The sequence below is a fragment of the Psychrobacter sp. 16-MNA-CIBAN-0192 genome (genome assembly GCF_040309565.1).
Taxonomy (GTDB): Bacteria; Pseudomonadota; Gammaproteobacteria; order Pseudomonadales; family Moraxellaceae; genus Psychrobacter.
In genome coordinates, this window is record NZ_JBEOOX010000001.1 from 81,418 (window position 1) to 98,029 (window position 16,612).

The 16,612-nt window shown below is 42.3% G+C and carries 15 protein-coding genes; 8 read left to right on the forward strand and 7 right to left on the reverse strand.

Annotation, left to right across the window (positions count from 1 at the left end; all coding sequences use genetic code 11):
- Window positions 1-67 precede the first annotated feature (67 nt).
- Window positions 68-688 carry a thiol:disulfide interchange protein DsbA/DsbL gene (locus tag AAEY78_RS00345; protein WP_352336346.1) on the reverse strand — a complete coding sequence of 207 codons (621 nt, stop codon included), beginning with the start codon at window positions 686-688 and terminating at the stop codon, window positions 68-70.
- A 492-nt stretch (window positions 689-1,180) separates the two neighbouring features.
- On the opposite strand from AAEY78_RS00345, the gene ubiG reads away from it, so the two are divergent.
- The 5 genes from ubiG to AAEY78_RS00370 all read left to right on the forward strand — a co-directional run bounded on the left by ubiG (window position 1,181) and on the right by AAEY78_RS00370 (window position 4,995).
- A complete protein-coding gene (gene ubiG, locus AAEY78_RS00350; RefSeq protein ID WP_352336805.1) occupies window positions 1,181-1,978 on the forward strand; it encodes a bifunctional 2-polyprenyl-6-hydroxyphenol methylase/3-demethylubiquinol 3-O-methyltransferase UbiG in 798 nt (265 codons plus the stop codon).
- 11 nt (window positions 1,979-1,989) lie between these two features.
- On the forward strand, window positions 1,990-2,700 hold the full coding sequence (locus AAEY78_RS00355) for an HAD family hydrolase (protein WP_352336348.1): 711 nt from the start codon (window positions 1,990-1,992) through the stop codon (window positions 2,698-2,700).
- 128 nt (window positions 2,701-2,828) lie between these two features.
- Window positions 2,829-3,623: a YciK family oxidoreductase gene (locus AAEY78_RS00360; protein ID WP_352336350.1), complete on the forward strand. Its 795-nt coding sequence runs from the start codon at window positions 2,829-2,831 to the stop codon at window positions 3,621-3,623.
- 175 nt (window positions 3,624-3,798) lie between these two features.
- A complete protein-coding gene (locus AAEY78_RS00365; protein ID WP_352336352.1) occupies window positions 3,799-4,593 on the forward strand; it encodes a substrate-binding domain-containing protein in 795 nt (264 codons plus the stop codon).
- 135 nt (window positions 4,594-4,728) lie between these two features.
- A complete protein-coding gene (locus AAEY78_RS00370) occupies window positions 4,729-4,995 on the forward strand; it encodes a DksA/TraR family C4-type zinc finger protein (protein WP_352336354.1) in 267 nt (88 codons plus the stop codon).
- A 138-nt stretch (window positions 4,996-5,133) separates the two neighbouring features.
- Here the strand turns inward: AAEY78_RS00370 and AAEY78_RS00375 are convergent, their stop codons facing one another.
- Window positions 5,134-6,288 (reverse strand): CobW family GTP-binding protein, encoded by a 1,155-nt coding sequence (locus AAEY78_RS00375; RefSeq protein WP_352336356.1) that lies wholly within the window; start codon window positions 6,286-6,288, stop codon window positions 5,134-5,136.
- 84 nt (window positions 6,289-6,372) lie between these two features.
- Entirely contained in the window at window positions 6,373-7,140 is a 768-nt protein-coding gene (gene ompR / locus AAEY78_RS00380) for an osmolarity response regulator transcription factor OmpR (RefSeq protein WP_352336357.1), read from the reverse strand.
- A gap of 379 nt (window positions 7,141-7,519) precedes the next feature.
- Between ompR and AAEY78_RS00385 the strand changes: the two genes are divergently transcribed.
- Window positions 7,520-10,072: a Tex family protein gene (locus tag AAEY78_RS00385; protein ID WP_352336359.1), complete on the forward strand. Its 2,553-nt coding sequence runs from the start codon at window positions 7,520-7,522 to the stop codon at window positions 10,070-10,072.
- A 161-nt stretch (window positions 10,073-10,233) separates the two neighbouring features.
- On the opposite strand, the gene AAEY78_RS00390 is transcribed toward AAEY78_RS00385, so the two are convergent.
- Both AAEY78_RS00390 and AAEY78_RS00395 read right to left on the reverse strand, forming a co-directional pair.
- Window positions 10,234-10,656, reverse strand: a complete 423-nt coding sequence (locus tag AAEY78_RS00390; RefSeq protein ID WP_352336361.1) for a hypothetical protein — start codon at window positions 10,654-10,656, stop codon at window positions 10,234-10,236.
- An 828-nt stretch (window positions 10,657-11,484) separates the two neighbouring features.
- A complete protein-coding gene (locus tag AAEY78_RS00395) occupies window positions 11,485-12,798 on the reverse strand; it encodes a saccharopine dehydrogenase family protein (RefSeq protein ID WP_352336363.1) in 1,314 nt (437 codons plus the stop codon).
- 416 nt (window positions 12,799-13,214) lie between these two features.
- Here AAEY78_RS00395 and AAEY78_RS00400 point away from each other — a divergent pair, with 416 nt between their 5' ends.
- The gene (locus AAEY78_RS00400; RefSeq protein ID WP_025646712.1) at window positions 13,215-13,370 is read left to right on the forward strand and encodes a DUF1328 domain-containing protein; all 156 of its coding nucleotides are present in this window, start codon (window positions 13,215-13,217) and stop codon (window positions 13,368-13,370) included.
- Window positions 13,371-13,533: 163 nt separating this feature from the next.
- Here the strand turns inward: AAEY78_RS00400 and AAEY78_RS00405 are convergent, their stop codons facing one another.
- The gene (locus AAEY78_RS00405; RefSeq protein ID WP_352336364.1) at window positions 13,534-13,827 is read right to left on the reverse strand and encodes a 4a-hydroxytetrahydrobiopterin dehydratase; all 294 of its coding nucleotides are present in this window, start codon (window positions 13,825-13,827) and stop codon (window positions 13,534-13,536) included.
- A 283-nt stretch (window positions 13,828-14,110) separates the two neighbouring features.
- Window positions 14,111-14,404: a GNAT family N-acetyltransferase gene (locus tag AAEY78_RS00410; RefSeq protein WP_352336366.1), complete on the reverse strand. Its 294-nt coding sequence runs from the start codon at window positions 14,402-14,404 to the stop codon at window positions 14,111-14,113.
- Window positions 14,405-14,862: 458 nt separating this feature from the next.
- Between AAEY78_RS00410 and ettA the strand changes: the two genes are divergently transcribed.
- A complete protein-coding gene (ettA, locus tag AAEY78_RS00415; protein ID WP_352336367.1) occupies window positions 14,863-16,524 on the forward strand; it encodes an energy-dependent translational throttle protein EttA in 1,662 nt (553 codons plus the stop codon).
- Window positions 16,525-16,612 lie beyond the last annotated feature (88 nt).

The following is a 16,612-nucleotide window of genomic DNA, read 5'->3' on the forward strand; positions in this document are numbered from 1 at the left end:
TACAAAAAAGCCAATTATCAATGATTGGCTTTTTCGTGCGTGTTTAAACGAGTGCTATGCTAACGATTTATTTTTTCTCAGCACGGACTTTATTCACTAAGAAATCAACCACTTTAGGGACTTGAGCGCTTTCACCAGTAACCACATATTTTCCTTGAACGACTACTGCGGGTACGCCTGATAACTGATAACGTTTTGCGCCTGCTTGTGAGCGTCCAACTTTTGTGCTTACAGCAAATGAGTTGTATAGACTGTTAAATTTCTTTTGATCAACCCCTTTTGAGGCATACCATTTGCTGAGTGATGCTTGGTCAAATATCTGTTTGCCATCTTTATGAATGGTCTCAAATAACGCGTCATGGGTTTTGTTTTCAAAACCTAAGAACTGAGCAGCATAGAAACCACGGGCACTGGCTTCCCAAACAGGATTTAACGCTGCAGGGGTTTTAAAGAATGCCACATCCTTAGCTTTGGTCTTTGCCCATTTTTCCATATGCGGATTAAGGGTGTAGCAATGTGGGCAGCCATACCAAAAGAATTCACGAACGATAATGGCATTACCGCTGATTTTTTCTGGATTATCAAGGACACGATAGTCTTTTCCAGCGACATAATTGGCCGCCTGTGCGCCCGTGCTGGCAAGTCCAATAGCGAATGCAAGACCAGTCAATGCGATGACACGTTTCATATGTTTTCCTTGAATAGTAAATAATACAGAGTGATAAAGTCAATGTCGTAAGACAAGTAAGAGGTCGTCTTAATGCTTAATTTAGGGCTCAATCGTTAACCGATTTTATGCCAATACGTTGAGCTAGGTTTTGCCTATAATAGCGTAAAATAGAGACTTTTGTGAACTGTATTCTTAACCAATGGTTGTAAAGCTGTGAGTCATTATTTAATAGCGCTTACTGATACAGGTTAAAGGCGGTTATCATTCTAAATTAGAATGGTTTTCAACCGTAATTTATCATTTAGCTATTATATTAACAGCTGTCCTTTGCAATCACGACTAACATACACAATCGGTCACCATGTGTTCACGACAAAACGGTGACGCTCATGCTAACATAAAGCCCATGATTTCGCCGACTGTATCTGACACAGTCCTTTGCGCCACTATCCATCTATTAAGGAATATTTCATGAGCTCAGCGGTTTCTGCATCTCACTCTCCTACTAATATGCAAGCGTCATCTTCGCTATCGAATGCGACCAACGTCGACCCAAGCGAGGTGGATAAATTCAATAAATTAGCGCATGAATGGTGGGACAATACCGGTGCCTTTGCCACCTTGCATCATATTAATCCCTTACGTTTAAACTGGATAGAGGACAATATCAAGCGCGGTTATCAAGGTATTGATACAGATAAAACGGCAGACAGTGGCTTGATGGGTAAAAAAGTGCTGGACGTTGGCTGCGGCGGCGGTATTTTATCTGAGTCTATGGCGCGTCGCGGTGCGGATGTGACCGGTATTGATTTGGGTACCGAAAATTTAAAGGCGGCAACGCTACATGCTAAGCAAAGTGGCTTGGATGAAACACTACGCTATCAGTATATTCCAGTTGAGCAATTAGCGGCAACGCATGCTGGGCAGTTCGATGTGGTCACTTGCATGGAAATGCTGGAGCATGTGCCAGACCCAGCTGCCATTGTCGATGCTTGTTTTAAGCTGCTCGCGCCGGGCGGGGTTTGCATCTTATCCACCATTAACCGCAGTCCAAAATCCTACCTATTTGCCATTATTGGTGCAGAATATGTATTGCGCTTGCTAGATCGCGGCACGCATGATTATGCCAAATTCATTACCCCAGCTGAGCTGGATAAAATGGCAATCACTGCTGGATTTAACCGTCAAGATATAATCGGATTGCACTATAATCCGTTAACCAAGCGCTACTGGCTGGCGCAAAATGTTGATGTTAATTATATGTTAGCGGTTCATAAACCCTTGACTTCTACCCACTCATCTTTATAAGAGCAACTGTTATGGCAAGGTTTGTAAAAGCAGTATTGTTTGATCTTGATGGTACGCTCATTGACACGGCAGCTGATTTTGTCCGTATTATTGGTAAAATGAGTGCTGAGAACAATTGGCAAGCCCCGCAGGAAGCGGAAATTCGTGAGCAAGTATCCGCAGGTGCGTCTGCGATGGTGCAATTGATGCTACGTCATAATGAACAGCTAAGCGTTAGTGAAGAGCAATTATTAGCGTTTCGTCAGCAGTTCTTGGACGATTATGAAGCAGATATTTGTGTTGAGAGCTGCGTATTTCCTGAGCTTGAGATGGTATTGACGACCCTTGAACAACAAAATGTACCTTGGGGTATTGTCACCAATAAGCCGCGCTATTTATCAGAGCAACTGCTGAAGGTAATGAATTTAGAGGAACGCTGTGCTGTATTGGTCTGTCCTGATGACGTATCGCGCCCCAAGCCTGACCCTGAACCCATGTATTTAGCTCTAGAAAAACTGGCTATTCCGCGCGGGGCAGCAGGCAGCGTGCTGTATATCGGTGACCATGTGCGTGATATTGAAGCAGGCGCAGCCGCCGATATGCCCACTATTTTAGCGGCTTACGGTTATATTCCACCTGAAGATCAAAACAATCTTAAAAAATGGGGCGCTGATTATATTATTGACACGCCAGCGCAGTTAAGAGAATTGTTATTAAATTCTGGAAAATTTGAATATTTATAATTCAGTCTTTTTAACCATGTTTTTAGCTATTTTAAGCAGTTAATATTGTTTAAAAACGGTCATGACAACATTACCTTTACGCTAAGTTTTTAAAAAACCGTACTAAACCATCCGTAGTGAGTCTTACCATGAACAACAGCAATCCTTCTAATCAAGCCTTAACCCATGAAGCCATTCGTAACTTTGTCCCAGCTGAGCAGTGTCTAGACGGCAAAACTATCTTAGTCACGGGCGCCGGGGATGGCATCGGGCGCGTGGCGGCATTGACCTATGCGCGCTATGGCGCAACTGTGCTGTTACTTGGGCGTACCGTGAGTAAGCTAGAAGCGGTTTATGATGAAATCGAAAGCATGGGCGGCAAGCAGCCAGCGGTGTTGCCAATGGATCTTGAAAAAGCCAGTTATGCGGAGATGCAGCAGTTAGAAGGGCTGATTGTTAAAGAAGTCGGACAGCTCGATGGCATCTTGCATAATGCTGGTTTATTAGGCGCACTGACACCGCTTGAGATGTACGATGTTGATATTTTTGCGAAGGTTATGCATGTCAATACTACGGCAACCTTTATGCTAACCCAAGCACTGTTACCGCTGCTCAAAGATGCTGCGCACGGTTCTATTGTCTTTACCACCAGCACAGTTGGCACGCATCCACGTGCCTTTTGGGGTGCTTATGCTTTATCAAAACAAGCCGTAGAAGGCATGAGTGATATTTTCACTCAAGAGACCAGAAATACCACCAATTTGCGCTTTAACTGTATCAATCCGGGCGGTACGCGTTCTAACATGCGCGCTCATGCGTTTCCGGGCGAAGACCCAATGACCCTTAAAACCCCTGAAGAGATTATGGCAGGTTATGTGTGTTTGATGACTGATGCAAGTATTGATGTGCGCGGGCAAGTAGTGGCGCTACAACCAAAACACTAGTCATAAAGTGTCGTTACCGCTTAGATAGAAATAATGAATCAAACTGATGTGGGTAGTTCTTACCAGTATGGCAGTAACTTGTTTAGCGATATAGTCTGACTAGGTATCGTATTAAAATGTTAGTTACTTCATTTTTAGTGAGAACTATTAATAGTTTCAATTGAGGACAGTATCAATGAAAAAAATTATCTCTTTTGCCTGCATTCTACTGGGTTGCACTTCAGCTGTTGCTCAGACAGCACTTTTTGATCCATCCATAGTGCATAAACCTAAAGATGGCATTATTAAGTTATATGGTGCGGGCGGACCGCATACCGCTTTGAGAAAAGTGGCAGATTTATGGGAAAAGCAAGGTGGAACTAAAGTAGAGATCGTGGCGGGCCCTGAGAGCCGTTGGTCTGCTGCTGCGCAAGCCGATGCAGACGCTCTGTGGGGAACTTCTGAGCTATCAATGACTGCCTTTCTTGAAACGTATAAAACTTTTGATCATGAGAAAGTGACACCTATATATATTCGCCCAACTGTCATAGCAGTACAAAAAGGAAATCCTAAAAAAATACGTGGATTTGATGACTTATTGGCAAAAGACATCTCAATAGTAGTTACCGATGGTAAAAGTATATACAACACATCTGGAAATGGCACTTGGGAAGATGTTGCAGGTCGCAAAGGCCGCTTAAGCGATGTTGCTCGTTTTCGAAAAAATATCGTATCGTATTCGCTAGGTTCTGGAGCTAGCTTCAAAGCATTTAAGGAAAAGAAGGCAGATGCTTGGTTAACGTGGCCAGAATGGCCTATTAACAATGCTAAAGATATGGATATGGTCTATATAGATGCTGACCGAGTAATCTGGCGCGATCTGAACGTTGTTATATCACCAAAGGCAGATCCTCAAACCCAAGGTTTTCTCGACTTTCTAATCACAGAAAAAGCGCAAAAAATCATGAAAACTGAAGGCTGGCAACGTTGAGTAGAATGATATAATTATTAATATCAAGTTAAGCGCTTGCCTATTGAAATAACTATTATTTAGCCCCATCTATTTGTTCTTAAAGTACTTTATACGATTAATAATAAGTAGTTAATAAAAGAAAAAGGATAAATTATGGCAGGTGGGTGGTCAAGAGATGGGGCTGAGCACGAGCAAATGGATGCCACGGTTAATGATGCGCTAGAGCGTGCACGGCGAGCGATACCGAGTGGCGATAGTGCAGAATTTTGCGATGAGTGCGGTGAGCCGATTGCCGAAGCGCGACGCTTAGCGTTACCCGGTGTCCAGCATTGTGTACGCTGTCAGATAGAGCTTGAGCAAGAAGCAAAAGCTGCCGAGCTATTTAATCGCCGTGGCAGTAAGGACAGTCAGTTGCGCTAGTATTTATAAGCAACCAGTGTTTATTGCTAAATTAAAAGATGCTCAATAAAAAAGGCTAACATTAGATGATAATGTTAGCCTTTTTTTCGAATAAATTTATAATTTTTTTTATGACTTTCTAGGGAACAAGTTTTAAAGTTAAAGAATGAGCGCCATCAATTCGTCATCCCATATTGCCCGATTTTCTTGGCTTTCTTGAGGTTGGTTTTTATCATTTGTGGTTTTTTCTACACTGGTATCGCTGCCTTTTTTACTTAACAATATAATTTCTAAGCGGCTATCGACTTGGGCGCTGGTCGTTGCTGTCGACAAGCTGTCAGGCGTAAAGTTAAGCTGCAACCAGCCATCAGAAGTATTTACAACGCCTTTTATCCGTTGCCACTCTGGTAATGCTAACAGCCACTGCTGAAGGGCATCAGCATCAAATACCCACTCTGCCGGTAGGCGCCAGCCACCTACCGTCATGTTCTGTTGAAATATACCTTGCTGACTATCATGGTAGCGATACGGTAGCGTCTCATCCTGAACAATATCAGTGCTTATTGCGCTAGTTTTAGGTGTTAGCAACTGCATTGGCGGCTGTAGACGGATACGAGAGTGGCTAAGACTGCCCGTTTGCTGACTTAATATTTGGCTGGAAGTATTGAGTTGTCGGGTGAGCTTATCGGTTATTGATTTCAATAACGCTGTCTCAGATGCTTCAGGAAGTTGTGCCCAAATTAATTGTGCTTGCGGGTTTAATTCGGTTATCCATGCTTGCATTTCTTGCTGGCAAGTGGCACTTAACTGCTTATAACGATTAATGACTATAACATCTGCTGCACAGATATGCGCCTGAAAACCCTCATGGTCACGATATTTCGGATTTTGCCACTGTACGGCGCTTAGTACCGCTATTACTGCTTGCATATTAAGCGCGGTTTGCCAATGTGGTTCGCTCAGCTGGCGTAACAGCTCGCGCGGATGCGCAAGCCCTGTTGGCTCAATGATTAGCCGCTGTGGGCGATGCTCACTCAGTAATCGGCTAAGGGCAATTTGTAGCGGCAATTGACTGGTACAACAGATACAGCCGCCACTGACTTCGCTAATGGCAATATCTTGCTGGTCGCTATTATCCTGGGTCAGCAATGCGCCATCGATACCAATGCGCCCAAACTCATTAATCAGTAACGCCCAGCGTGCGCCTATAGTCTTGGTACTAAGCAACTGATTAATTAAAGTGGTTTTACCCGCACCTAAAAACCCTGTCACAAGCGTGCAGGGTACGTTTTGAATCATTGAGGATATGGTCATAAGAGATAAGTGCTTAATGAATAAGGGTTGTGTTGCAGTGCTTGAGCGTGCGTCAAGCCTTGCAACACAACCCTTTTAACCTAATTATTCAGGAGTGACGCTTGCTACCGTAGCGTCCGCATCGGCATCAGGAACGAACACATAACCCACGCCCCATACGGTTTGGATATAGCGCGCTTGTGATGGATTGTCTTCAACCAAGCGGCGCAAGCGTGAGACTTGTACGTCAATTGAGCGCTCCATCGCACCCCATTCGCGACCACGTGCTAAGTTCATCAACTTATCACGGGTTAATGGTTCGCGTGGATGTTGTACCAGCGCTTTTAATACCGAAAATTCACCCGTCGTCAACGTGACCACACTGCCATCACGTTTTAACGTCCGCGTTGATAAATCCAGCGTCCATGGTCCAAATTCAACCACTTCTAACTGATAACTTGGTGCGCCAGGTAACTCGCGATTTTGGCGACGCAGTACTGCTTTAATACGTGCAAGCAACTCTTTTGGATTAAACGGTTTTGGCAAGTAATCATCCGCGCCTGCCTCCAAACCGGCAATACGGTCGGCATCGCCACCTTTCGCTGTCAGCATAATGATGGGAATGTCGCCATTGTCTTCACGCAAGCGCTTACAGATACTGATGCCATCTTCACCCGGTAGCATCAAATCAAGCACGACCAAAGAGAACAATTCGCGCTGCATGAGCTTGTCCATCTGCGCGCCATCATGTGCGGTACGAACGACAAAGCCATCATCTTCTAGGAAGCGTTGGAGCAATGAACGCAGACGTGCGTCATCATCGACCACTAAAATACGCTGAGTCATGGTGTCTGAGCTTTTATTATCAGTCATGCAGATATCCTTTAATGAACAGTATTATCATGAATAGTAATATCGTCAATCCGTATTCTTAACAGAGTAAAAGTAACGGTCAATGATTTTTATGTTTTTATCACAACTTTTGTGCAACGGCTTTTTTGATTGTCATGTTTTTAGCGCCACCGCTTTAGTGTATAAGATTGTAACAATAATTGCATCACTTGCAGGTATAAATGCTGTAGGTGTTTGTTTACCAAAGCGCTGTGTGCAATTAGCTTAGTAAGTTAAGAGCGTGAACTGATAGGATTGATAGCCTAAAAATAGAGATAATCACGTAAGAGATAAAAAGGATTTCTATTCATGCAGCTTTTGCTATAATGCCAAACACCATTTCTCAACGATAGATACGTATATGAGTAGCACTGATACCCAAACGTCTTCTCAAGCCCCAACAAAAGCACAGGGCTTGGACGCAACGACACACGCGAATATCTCAGACAAACTTGCTCGCGCGCTTGGCATTACGTCTGCTCAAGTTAACGCATTTGTCACCCTCTACGATGACGGCGCAACCGTGCCCTTTATTGCCCGTTATCGTAAAGAGAAAACACAAAATCTCGACGATGCTCAATTGCGCGCGCTGGAAAAATCGCTTAATTATGAACGCGATATGGCAACGCGCCGCCTTAAAATTACTGAGCTGCTGAGCACTCAAGGTAATATGACCGATGAGCTACAAAGCCGTATCGACAAGGCGACCTCTAAGCTTGAGCTTGAAGACATTTACTTGCCGTATCGTCCGCGCCGCCGCTCACCAGCTGCAAAAGCACGCGCCGCAGGCTTAGATAACGCCGCTCAAGCTGTATTAACGCAAGATATTACCCCAATCGAAGCGCTGGCAGGTTATCAAGCACCAGCGACCATTACTGATGATAACGGTAATGAGATTGAGGTTGATTTCAGCGATATCGACAAGCAACTGGCGGGCGTACAAGCCATTATTGTTGACGACTGGACGCAAGCGCTTGGTTTATTGGACAACTTACGTAGCGGTTTTGCTAAAACGGCAACTATTGTATCAACCGTTGCCAGCGATGAAAAACGCGAAGTGGGCGAGAAGTTCAAAGATTACTTTGAACACAGCGAAAGCCTTGCGCGTTTGCCGAATCATCGTCTGTTAGCCATGTTACGCGGTCGCCAAGAAAACGTCTTGGGTCTTAAAATTGAAGGCGAAGATGCCCCCTTTATTGCAAAAATTGCCAAACATTTTGATATTGATGCCAAAGCCCCGGATGCGCGTCGTGAATTTTTAACGGAAGCTGCAACCAGTCTTTGGAAAGACAAATGGCGTCCGCATATTGAACATCGTCTATTGACTGAAAAACGTCTGACCGCTGAGTCTGATGCGATTGATGTGTTCGCCAATAATTTACAGCATTTGCTGATGTCAGCACCTGCAGGTCGCAAAGTAATTTTGGGTGTTGACCCCGGTATTCGTCATGGCGTTAAGATGGCGATTGTCGATGCGCAAGGTCATGTCATGCTTGATAGTGCTGACAAGCCAGTTGTCGCAACCGTTTATCCATTTGCCCCAGATAACAAAATGACGGAAGCCAAAGCCGTTATCGACAGCTTACTCAGCACTTATAATGTTGATTTGGTCGCCATTGGTAATGGTACGGCAAGTCGCGAAACGGACGCGATGATTAAAGAAATCTTGGCAGCAAATGAAGCTCTAAAAGCCAAAGCCGTTATCGTTAATGAATCTGGTGCGTCTGTTTATTCAGCCAGCGAGCTTGCCAGCGATGAGCTTGGTGATATGGATGTGTCGGTACGTGGCGCGGTTTCTATCGCCCGTCGTTTGCAAGACCCATTATCTGAATTGGTAAAAGTTGATCCAAAAGCCATTGGTGTCGGTCAATATCAACATGATGTGAATCAAACCCAGCTTGCTGATAGCCTTGATAAAGTCACTCAAGATAGTGTAAATGCGGTTGGTGTTGATGTGAATACTGCCAGCCCTGCTATCCTAGCTCACATTGCTGGCTTGAATCGCAATGTCGCTCAGCAAATCGTCAGTTATCGTAAAGAGCATGGTGCTTTTGCTAGCCGTGAAGCATTGAAAGACGTGCCACGCTTGGGCGCTAAAACCTTTGAGCAAGCCGCAGGATTTTTACGCATCCATGATGGTAGCAATCCTCTTGACGCAACTGGTGTGCATCCAGAAAGCTATGCCTTGGTCGATAGCTTAATTGCTCAAACGGGCAAAGCATTAAGCGAAGTATTGGGTAATGATGGCGTGCTAAATACTATCGATACCACTGCATTAGCAGCTAATGATGACAATGTGAGCGTAAAAGCCATCATCGAAGAACTTGCTAAACCTGCACGTGATCCACGTCCTGAGTTTAAAACAGCTACCTTCCGTGATGATGTCAATAGCATTAAAGATTTGTCTGAGGGCATGACTTTAGAAGGTGTGGTGACTAACGTGACTGCCTTTGGTTGCTTCGTTGATGTTGGCGTTCATCAAGACGGTTTGGTACATATCTCACAAATGGCAAATGACTTTGTCGCTGATCCGATGAATCGCGTGAAACCAGGTGATATTATCTCTGTTCGGGTCATTAGTATTGATGAGGCGCGTGGACGTATTGGCTTTAGCATGAAGCCGGAATCTGAAAAACCAGCACGTACTGCTGCGAAACCGGCAACAGACAATACGAGCAATAAGGATGACAAAGTAAGCCGTCCACGCAGCAATCGTCCTAATACAGGCAATGCAGATAACGAGAAGCGCCGTTCTGCACCGCGTCCGCAGCGTCAAGATAGAGATGATAAAGGCAATGCAAGCGCGAATACCAATCGCAGTAAAGCACCGCAGTCTAACAAGCCAGAGCCTAGTAAAATGGGGACGCTTGGTGCGCTATTGCAAGAAGCAGGCGTGACTAAAGCTAAGAAATAAGACTTTGTGTTATAAAATTTGTGTTATAAATAGTCATAAAAAGGCAGCCGTTAGGCTGCCTTTTTTGTTAAATCAAATATGCTGGTTTTATTTTTAATAACTATTCTTAATAATCGTATTTAAAACACTCATCGCCTTAGTACGGTTGTTTAAGTACTTACTTATAGGTCTTCTTCTGAATCTTCTGGTGCATCTAGAACAGGATCTTCAGATATTATTTCAGTTGTTTGTAACTCTTGGTCTTGTAAGGCTTCAGCTGGCGCTTTTATTTCAGTAGTCATTGGCTCTTGACCGTTTGGCGCTTTTATCTCAGTAGTCATTGGTTGCTGACCAAGATTGTTATTAACGCGTGAACGAGAAAAAGTTTTCGTTTCACTAATTTCTACCGCACTCGATTTGATTGATGCAAGTTTGCCATCGGTATTGTCAATGTCAGTTTGAATGGTATTATCAGCAGCCACAGCTTTTGCCGCCACAGTTTTCGCAGTTACAGGCTTAGGTTTAGCAGGTGCTGCCATGGCTAAACTTGGAAGAGTAAGTGCCGCGCCAATAACTAATGACAAAGGTAATATACGATTTTTCATGCAATGCATTCCTTGATTTACAGAATCTATTTAGGACTAAATTATACTAACTTTCATCATTATTTTATGAAGTTCAAATTTGTTTATAATTTCAAAAATATGTATTTAGTATAGCTAACACAATACATATAGTTAAAATAAAATCACGATAACCACTATTCACGATAACCACTATTGTGATTGTCATGATTGGTACGACAAAAGGAACTTATAAAACTTTGAGTCGATTACAGATGTTAGTTAGAAATTTGGAAGCTCAGAGTAGCAATTAAAACCTTAGAATTTCAGTAGCACATAAATTAATATTCTAACAGCTTGATGCTTTTGTGTGAGATTGCGAAAGTGCTGTAATCATGTTGTTATCATTGTCTTACAATTAATCCTTACTATTTAAAAAATTTGCTACTGCCTTTGATAGCGATATACGTTTTAATATGCATGTTTATCAGACATTTTTACTTATCGTTTATAAAAAACAGAAAGCTATAAGAAACAGGAAGCAAAATAAGAATAGATTTCATAGTTATGATATTAGAAATCATCGTATCAACTACCCAATAATCAATGTAACAATATAAAAAGAATACTTACCTAAGAATACCGGTAAAGACATATTTAGCAATGTGATTGACTTAAAATGGAATTTTCTTATACTTTCTTAACATTTAGATAATTAGTAATGAAATTCAGACAATAAAAAACCGCATCTTGTTATCAAGAATACGGCTAATACTGTATCAAGAACTGATTTTTTATTTAATGAGTGCTTAAGAATAATATGTTTTAGGACGTATTAGTAGATATCACGTTACATAACTGATTTAGCCGTTAGCTAGCGTGTTGACTTTCAATCACCTCAAAAGTAATCCCAGCATGATTTTTTAAGCGCTCTATTAACTTGTCTCCCATCGCAGATGCTGGCGTCCAAAATCCGCCTTTGATATCATTCTTAGAAATATCTTCTGCTAAGCAAAGCGCTGCTTGTGCCAGCATTTGTGACGTACTGCCATAGCCAGGGTCTTTATTCCCCGTTACTTTAGTTGCAATAGTCTCATTGTTCGTTGTTTTACCAAAGAAACGCAAATCAAAATAGCCATTATCTTGTTCAGACTTAGAAGGTCCATCGCCAGATTTGGTTAATACATGATTGGAGAGAAATTCGCGGCTGCGCTTAAACGTCATCGCAGTGACAAACCCCAGTATGCCTGCGCTCATGCCATAACTGATTAGTTGACCTTTAACGCCATCTTGCATCCACATAGCCTCATCGTACTTAAACTCACGACCGTATTCATAGCTCAATAATTGATTGCTACGATGGACGATACGAGTATTGATAGTTGCCATGATAAAGGGTGCCAACCAACGCCCGTGCTTAGTATCATACTGCGGCTTATTGATATTATCTTGGCGCACATTTGGCGCATTATTATCGTTATTCAATAGGTAAGGGTTGGAAAGTTGCTGTCGTCGTGCTTTATTCTGTCCAACTTCTTCAAAAATAGTCGCCATCGAGGCAAGCGTACCACCGGATAAACCGCCTTTAGCAGCTTTAACGCGCATGTGAATCGTGTCACAAGGAGTATTAAAATTCGCTTCACTCTGCTGTTGGGTAAAATAAACACCCAAATCCGATGGGATTGAGTCAAAACCACATGAATTGACAATACGTGCGCCACTCTGCTGCGCCTGATGCTGATATTTATCCAGCATATCTTTAATAAAAATTGCCTCACCGGTCAGATCAACATAATCAGTACCGTTTTCCACACAGGATTTAATCAGTGGTTCGCCATATTTAAGATAGGGACCTACGGTTGAAATCATGACTTTAGTCTGCGCAGTCATCTTATCGAGACTAACAGCGTCGTCACTGTCGGCAATAATGATATCGATTTTTACATCATTTTCTTCAATAATCTGAGCTTGCAGCTTCTCTAATTTGTCTAAGTTCCGACCAGCAATTGCCCATTTAATATCTTGGTGTTCTTGCCCAGATAAAAAGTCTGCCAAATAACGCGCAGTAATCTGCCCAACAAAACTGGTAGCCCCATATAAAATAAGGGTATAGAGGCGTTCTAGCTTATTATCTAAAAAGTTATTATTTTCTGAAGAATGTGTAGCATCTGAAGAGTGAGACATAATGGCTTCCTTTACTGTCAATAGAGCACGATTAATAAGGACTTATACTAATTATTTAGATTATTAGTGTTACTTAGACTATTAATGAGAAATGGAGAGATTAGAAAAATAAAGAGATTAAAAAAGCATAGACCATTTTTCACCGAAGCTAAAGTAACTGAGCGTACCAAATTTGCCACAAACAACGTAAGAACACTACATAGGTTACACAACGTAGCGCGATTATTACCAAAATGAACGAACGTTAGAATTAAAGCTTGCTATTCTAATCCTACAAGCAAGACGCAGTGCACTAACCACTGTACTGTCAATAAGAAGCGTTAATAAGAACTGTTCATAAAAAGAATTAAAATTTTCTAAATAATAAATTGTAAATCATAATAAGTATTAACATTATTGATCTGAGGAGAATCACTATGTTCCGTTGGGCTATTATCTTTGCTGTCATCGCGCTTATCGCAAGTTTACTAGGTTTTGGTGGAGTCGCAGGCTTATCATCTAACTTAGCTTATATCTTCTTAGTGGTTGCGGTTATCTTATTTATTGTGGCATTTGTTGGTCGCAAAATGTAAGTAGCATTTGATACTAATACTTTTAATTACATGAGTGGCAGTGTCAACGTAATCAAAAATTTAGCAGTATAAAAAATGTCCTCAATTGAGGACATTTTTTGGTTTAACAATTCTCTATTTGTATTGTTACAGAGTCATTCGTAATAGCTCAAAATATTAATGACTATAAACGTTTAGGCTGAATGATATGTTCCATCCGTTTTGCTAGGCGAATATCATGGCTAGTGATGCCGCCCGTATCGCCAGTGGTTAAGCGTACTTCTACGACATTATACATATTTCGCCACTCAGGATGATGATCAAGTGCTTCGGCATAAAAGGCGGCTTGATTCATAAAGCTAATTGCCTCAATAAAGTCACTAAAATGATAGGTCTTAACAATGCTATCACCGTCGCGCGCCCAGCCTGCCAATTCCTCTAACTGCAAATCTACTTGTTGATGAGATAAACTACTCATAGCAATATCCTTTATTATTGTGTAATGACTGTATGAAAATTGCCTAAAAATTCTGTGGAAAATAACCATAACAGCGCTAAATGGCATCAATTATAGTTACGCTATAGGTCAAAAAACCCACCTAGGTTGCACATATTGCCATATATTTGTTGATAAACATATAAGCAAGTCTGTGAAACGGATAGGCGGGTAATATAAGTCAGTTGTGGTAAAAATAGTTCAAAAATTCTGCGATAAATATAGTGTATTTTTCTCTACACTAGCAATCTTTGTAGCGTAGATATTATAGCAAATCTTGATACTCAGGATGCTTCTTAATATATGCTGAGACAAAAGAGCATTGCGGAATCACTTTTTTATTGTGCTCATGTGCAAAATCTAGCGCGTGCTTGACCAAAGCTGAGCCAACGCCGCGTCCGCCCAGTGATTGCGGCACAATCGTATGGTCATAAATTAAGGTGTTATCGCGCTCTTGATAGCTGATATATCCAGTCTGACCATCAATAGTAGTATCAAAACGTTGTGCTTCCGGACGATGGGTAATGGTTGGTTCTGATTGTTCAGATTCGGTACTCATAAGAGAACTCCTTTTTTATCATCATTTTTATTGTAGTTGAGTAGTTATCATGACTGTTTAAATTACTAATTATTCAAGATAAACGGTTATTTAAACAGGGAATAATTATATAAACAGATGGCTGCCTAAGCCTGTGAATCAGTATGCCAATTTATCTCGAATGCTACTAGTGACGGATGGTAAGAGTAGATAGCCAAAATGTTAACGCCGCCTTATTTGCGTGCCATGTTTATACGAGCACTCAACTCCTCTGCAAAAGTGATTCTGCAAAAATGCCTATACGACAGTTTATATACAAAAGGCGCAAAACGAGCGGGAAAGCGCGCTGTCAGCTTGCAGGGGTTGCCCGACAATGCGATAATGACAGACAATTTGTAACCCTGATTTTAAGGTTTAGCGGCTTAGCAGTCACGCTCAGTCCTGTCTCGACCTTTTTTATGCAGTCTATCGGAGTGTTAATGGCTCAATATATCTACACGATGAACAACGTGTCAAAACTTGTTCCGCCTAAGCGTGAGATTCTAAAAAATATTAATTTATCCTTTTTCCCTGGCGCAAAAATCGGTGTCTTGGGTATCAATGGTTCAGGTAAATCTACTTTGCTGCGCATTATGGCAGGCGTAGACACTGAATTTAGTGGTGAGGCGCGTGCGCAAACTGGTACTAAAGTGGGTTACTTACCACAGGAACCGCAGCTTGATGACAGCAAAGACGTGCGCGGCAACGTTGAAGATGGTATGCGTGAAGCCTTAGATGCGCTGGCTCGTTTGGATGCTATTTATGCCGAATACGCTGAGCCTGATGCGGACTTCGATAAGCTTGCTGAAGAGCAAGGTAAGATGGAAGACATCATCCAAACTTGGGATGCACATAACTTAAACAATCAGCTAGAAAAAGCCGCTGATGCTTTACGTCTGCCACCATGGGATGCTGATGTTAGCAAATTATCCGGTGGTGAAAAACGCCGAGTAGCATTATGCCGTTTGCTATTGTCGCGCCCTGACATGCTATTACTTGACGAACCGACCAACCATTTGGACGCTGAGTCCGTAGCATGGTTAGAGCAGTTCTTGCAGAATTATAGCGGTACAATCGTTGCCATTACCCATGACCGTTATTTCTTAGATAATGTTGCCCAGTGGATTTTGGAGCTTGACCGTGGTCATGGCTACCCGTATGAGGGCAACTATACTGAGTGGCTCGAGCAAAAGAACACTCGTCTAGAGCAGCAGAATAAGCAAGAAGAGTCATTTGCTAAAGCGCTGAAAAAAGAACTGGATTGGATTCGTACCAACAAAAAAGGCCAACAAGCCAAGTCTAAATCTCGTGTCCAGCGTTTTGAAGAATTGAACTCACAAGAATTCCAAAAACGTAATGAGACCTCTGAGATTTATATTCCGCCTGGTCCGCGTTTGGGCAATAAAGTCATTGAAATCAATGATATCTCCAAGTCCTTTGGCGACCGTTTATTGTATGAAAACCTGAGCTTTAATGTCCCAGCGGGTGCTATCGTCGGTATTATTGGTCCCAATGGTGCGGGTAAAACCACACTATTTAACATGATTACCGAACGTGATACGCCAGATACCGGTACCGTTGAATTGGGTGAAAGCGTCAGTGTTGCCTATGTTGGTCAGGTTCGTGATAACTTGGATGACAGTAAAACGGTTTGGGAAGAGATTTCTGACGGTCTTGATATCATTACCGTTGGCGACTATACCACCCCAAGCCGTGCGTATATCGGTCGCTTTAACTTCAAAGGCTCAGACCAACAAAAGCACGTCGGTCAATTGTCTGGTGGTGAGCGTAACCGCTTACAATTAGCCAAAACGCTGAAGCAAGGCGCGAACGTATTGCTCCTTGATGAACCCTCGAACGATTTGGATATTGAGACTTTGCGCGCGCTAGAAGATGCGATTCAAGTCTTCCCAGGTACCGTTATGGTCGTGTCGCATGATCGCTGGTTCCTTGACCGTATTGCTACCCATATCTTGGCATTTGAAGATGAAGGTCCGGTATGGTTTGATGGTAACTATTCTGAGTTTGAAACCTATCGTAAAAAGACGATGGGCGATGATGCCAATCCTAAGCGTATGAAGTATAAAAAAATTACCACCTAATTGGAGCACTATAAGATTGAGTAATTCAGTCTTATAGTGTCAGTCATCTATAAAAATATAAAAAAAGACCGCTAATTGATTAGCGGTC